At 74.9% G+C, this 4,327-nt stretch carries 2 protein-coding genes and 2 tRNA genes; 2 read left to right on the top strand and 2 right to left on the bottom strand.

Translation table 11 applies throughout. The annotated features are described in order from the left end of the window. Nucleotides 1-2 precede the first annotated feature (2 nt). Nucleotides 3-75 (bottom strand) — tRNA-Arg (locus RIN80_RS26325). 194 nt (nucleotides 76-269) lie between these two features. After that, nucleotides 270-363, bottom strand: a tRNA-Ser gene (locus RIN80_RS26330). Nucleotides 364-583: 220 nt separating this feature from the next. Between RIN80_RS26330 and RIN80_RS26335 the strand changes: the two genes are divergently transcribed. Further along, nucleotides 584-1,087: an SSI family serine proteinase inhibitor gene (locus RIN80_RS26335; RefSeq protein WP_309098143.1), complete on the top strand. Its 504-nt coding sequence runs from the start codon at nucleotides 584-586 to the stop codon at nucleotides 1,085-1,087. A gap of 330 nt (nucleotides 1,088-1,417) precedes the next feature. Next, the coding region (locus tag RIN80_RS26340; RefSeq protein WP_309098144.1) for a PAS domain-containing protein at nucleotides 1,418-4,327 on the top strand (2,910 nt) is incomplete at its 3' end.

Genomic DNA, 4,327 nt, shown 5'->3' on the forward strand with positions numbered 1-4,327 from the left:
TGTGCACTCGGCAGGATTCGAACCTGCAACCTTCTGATCCGTAGTCAGATGCTCTATCCGTTAAGCTACGAGTGCTTGTTCTGTTTTATCGCCGCTCCCGGGCCTTCCGGCTCGCTCGCGGCGACAGGAAGAACATTACATGACTGCCGCCGCCATGTGAAATCCGTTAGCCATACCGCTTGTGACCTGCGGAAACGCCGTCTGGACGGGGTCTGCGGCACCCCCGGCAACGGCGAAGCCCCGGTCGGCTGACCGGGGCTTCGTGATCGTGGCGGAGGCGGAGGGATTTGAACCCTCGATGGGCTTTAAGGCCCAAACCGCATTAGCAGTGCGGCGCCATAGACCGGACTAGGCGACGCCTCCACACATCCACCCGCGCGAGCGCGGGTCGGTGCGTGCCGATGATGACACAGTCGAGCGGGGTGCCACCAATCGACCCCCACGGTACTAGGCGGGAAGGGCGCAGGGCAAAGGCCTTGCCCGGCCCGCGGCCGGCCGTCACGGGAGGGCCGTACGGAGGGCCGTACGGAGGGCGCGCGCGGGGCGCGCGCAACGTCAGGGAGCGTGCCGCGTTAGTCAGGGCATGTTGCGTGCCACTCCCCGGGCCACCGCCCGCCCCGTCCTGCGGCGCCTCCTCGTCGGCGCCGCCGCCTCCGTCGCCGCCGTCGGCTCGCTGGCGGCCGTCCCCTCCACCGCGTACGCCCGGGCCGACGCCGCCGCCCTCCCGTCACCCCCCGGCGGACCGGACCGCGACCACCTCACCGTCACCGTGCGGAACGCGGGCGGCGGGACCGACGGGACGTACGAGCTGTACTGCGATCCCGACGGCGGCAGCCACCCCGACCCGCGCGGAGCCTGCGCCACGCTGCAGCGGGACACGCGCTGGGGGCAGGACCTCTTCGCCCCCGCCCCGGAAGGCGGCTTCTGCACCATGCAGTACGGCGGACCGGCCACCGCGCACGTCACCGGCACCTGGGCCGGGCGCCCCGTCGACGCCACCTACGACCGCCGCGACGGCTGCGGGATCGCCCGCTGGGACCGGCTCGTGCCGCTGCTGCCGGACATGAAGGCCGGAGGAAAGGGCTGACGCGGGCGGGGAGGCGCAGCGGGCCGGCGCCGGCCCGTTCGCGCCACACTCCGCCCTGATTCCGCCGGCTCCGGGCGGCTCGGCCGAAAGATACAGAAACGCCGCTCTCGTAAAGGTCCCGCGAAGGTCCCGCGACGTCGTCGCAGGAGGGCGGGCGTTTGACGCTTACTCGGTCGTCAGTTCGGGGTCACTTCCTCGTGCGACCTCCCTCTCATCCGGCGTCGCGAGCGCAACCGCAGCCCTTAGACTCCCTCGCGTGACACGGCCCGGGACGGTTGGCAAGATGGCCCGAGCGGTCGGCAAGGTGCGGTAACAGGGAGGAAGCGTCTCGTGAGCAGCAGGCCATCCCGAGGCGCTGCTCGCCTCGCAGCCATACTGGACGCCCTGCCGGACGCGTTGGTGCTGGTCAACGCCAACGGGACGGTCGTCAACGCCAACTCCATCGCCCTGGACGCCTTCGAGACCCCGGGCACCGCCCTGGTGGGGCGGGGGTTGCTGGACCTGCTGCCGCAGTTCGACTCCAAGCTCATCCCGGGCTCCATGCGGCGGCCCGAGCACCTCGACCCGCGGGCCCGGACCAAGCCCACCCGGATGGTCGCGCGCAGGACCGACGGGACGGAGTTCCCCGTCGAGGTCACCAGTGCGAATCTGGAGAACGGGCAGCAGGCCTACGACAGTTACGGCTACACCGGCGACGAGCTGCTCATGCTCGTCGTACGCGATCTGTCCGGGACCGTCGACACCGAGGCCGAGCTCGCGCGCTCGCAGCGGCAGACCGAGATGATCCTGCGGGCCGCGGCCGAAGGCGTCGTCGGGACCGACACCGACGGGCGGATCGTCCTCGTCAACCCGGCCGCCGCCCAGATACTGGGTTACCGGGCCAGCGACCTCGGCGGGCGCGAGCTGCACACGCTCGTCCTGCACTCCCGCCCCGACGGCTCTCCCTTCCCCTACGAGGACTCACCCCTCGCCGACACCCTGCGCTCCGGGCGCAAGCACCGGGTGCGCGGGCAGGTGTTGTACGCCAAGGACGGCTCGAAGGTGCCGGTCGACCTGACGACCGCGCCCGTGCGCGACGGCGACCAGCTCGTCGGCGCCGTCATGACCTTCACCGACCGGCGGCCCTACGACGCCGTCGTCGAGGAGAAGGAGGCGGCCGAGAAGGCCCACGCCGAGGAGCTGGAGCGGCTCTCCGAGGAGCACGCCTCCGAGCTGACCGCCCTGCGCCAGCAGCACGTCGCCGAGGTGGAGGAGCTGCGCGAGCGGCACGCCGAGGAGCTCGCCGCGAACGAGGAGCGCTACGCCGCCCTGGGTGAGCGGGAGAAGGACCGCTTCGAGGCGCTCGCCGCCCGGCACGAGCAGCTGCTGACCCTGCTGGGGCGTTCCCTGCGCGGGCCGCTGGAGGAGCTGCGCCGCGAACTGGCCGCGCTCGCCGCCGACGACGCCGGGCAGCTGTGGCCCGAGGCCAACCAGGTGCTGCACCACCTCTCGGCCGGCTACTCGCGCATCACGACGCTGATCGACAACGTCCTCGGCTACCAGCGGCTCGACGCCGGCAGTGAGAACGTCGCCCGGACGAAGGTGATGCTGGACGCCGTCGTCGCCGCAGGTGTGGACGGCGCCGTCGAGCTCATCGGGCCCGGGCGGGTGCAGTTCGCCGTGCACGCGCCGCCCATCGAGGCCGAGGTGGACCCCCGGCTGCTCGCCACCGCCCTCGCGCATCTCGTCGCGGACGTGGCGGGCGTGGACGCGACCGGCAACACGCCCGTGTCGGCGGGCGGTTACCTGGACAACACCGTCGTGGTGGCGGCGGCGCAGCGCGGTGAGGTCGTCCGCATCGAGGTGCGCGGGCCGTACGCCGGGGGCGACACCGTCCACGAGCCCATCGTGCGCGGGATCGTCCGGGCCCATGGCGGCGTGCTGCAGACGCACGAGGTGCCCGGGATGAGCGGGAGCGCGTACGTGCTGGAGGTGCCGCTCGGGGGCGGGGCCGGGGCCGTCGCCGCACAGCCGGTGGACGAGGGTGGTGCCGCCGCTCCGGAGGAGCAGACCTCCGGGGGAGGGCGGCGCCGGGCCCGGCGGGGCTCGACCGACGCGTTCCTGGACGCGGACGTTCCGGCGGCCGAGGACGACGGGGCCGTCGGTGACGGTGCTGCTGCCGGTGCTGATGCCGGTGGTGCCGAAGGGGACGTGCCGACCGGGCGGCGCCGGCGGCGGGCCGCCGGGGAACCGGCCGCTCTTCCCGCGCAGGCGTCCGGTGAGGGCGCCGCGTCGGGCGGTACCGGGCGGCGGCGCGGCCGGGCGGCCGAGGACGCGGGTGCGGGTGCCGGTGCGCCTGCCGTCGCGGGTGCGATCGCGGGTGCCCCTGGCACCGCCGCCGCCGGGGCCGTCGGGAGCGCCGTCCAGGGTGTCGCCGAGGGGGCCGTCGTCACGGCCGCCGAGCACGCGGCCGGGACCGCTGCCTCGGGGACGGGGCTGGGCGGGACCGTTCCGCCGCAGGGTGTGCCCGCGCCGCCGTCCGGGCGGCGGGCCCGGCGGGAGCCGGGTGAGCAGCACGCACTGCCGCCGGCCCTGCCCGCGCCCCCGTCCGGTGAGGCCTCCGGTGGCCCGGGCGACGCGGCGCAGCAAGAGGATCAGCAGCCGACCGGGCGCCGGCGGCGGGCGCTGGCCGCCGCGAACGAGAGGGCGGCGGCCGCGCAGCAGGCGGCGGGGCCGCGTCCGGTGTTCGCCCTGCCGCCCGCCGAGTCCGACCAGACGGCTCCGGCCGGGCAGGAGGCGGTGACGGTTCCGCCCGGCACGGCGGGTTCGCCCGAGGCCACCGGCGTCCTCGGGCCCGCCGGGCCCGCCGGTGCGGGTGGAGCCGGGGCCTCCGCGGCCTCCGGCGACGGAGGTGCCGACGAGGGCCGGCACGACGCCGTGCCGCACGACCAGTCCGCCGATCACACACCTCCGCAGCCGCATCCCACGAGCGCGCCGACCGGACGCCGGCGGCGTGCCGTCGCTCCCCAGCCGGCCCAGGCGGCTGCTGTGGCCGAGGCGGCCGGAGCGGCCGCAGCCCAGGCGCCGGGTACGGCGGTGCCGGGTGCGCCCGGTGCGGCAGTTCCGGTCGCGCCAGGTGCGCCGGGGGGTGGGCAGCCGGTGGGGTCGGCGGTGGTGGGTGCCCTGCCGGGTGCCATGCCCGGCACCGGGGGGTCCGGTCAGAAGGCTGTCGCGCAGCAGAATGCCGCTGGTCAGGTGCCT

The organism is Streptomyces sp., assembly GCF_031181705.1.
Classification (GTDB): Bacteria; Actinomycetota; Actinomycetes; order Streptomycetales; family Streptomycetaceae; genus Streptomyces.